The following is a 220-nucleotide window of genomic DNA, read 5'->3' as shown; positions in this document are numbered from 1 at the left end:
GGTTTTGATAGTGAATTCAATTCGCCGGGGAGTGGTTACGGACAGGGAGTAGATTTGATTTGGCGTGATAATACCAGTATAAAAAATCTAGATTATTGGGTTAGTTACGCGTATTTAGATACTGAGCGCGATTACCGTAATTTTCAAAATGCAGCCCAACCTAGTTTTGCAACCGATCATAATTTACCAATCGTAGGTAAATATTGGGTAGACAGTTGGA

General features: G+C 39.1%; 1 pseudogene. It reads left to right on the top strand.

The annotated features are described in order from the left end of the window. Positions 1 to 220: pseudogene (locus tag ACRHOC_RS15640) on the top strand (TonB-dependent receptor); the annotation flags it as partial.

Source organism: Winogradskyella poriferorum (assembly GCF_050618035.1).
Classification (GTDB): Bacteria; Bacteroidota; Bacteroidia; order Flavobacteriales; family Flavobacteriaceae; genus Winogradskyella; species Winogradskyella poriferorum_A.
The sequence above is the reverse complement of the archived record's forward strand: the minus strand, read 5'-3'. Positions and strand labels throughout refer to the sequence as shown.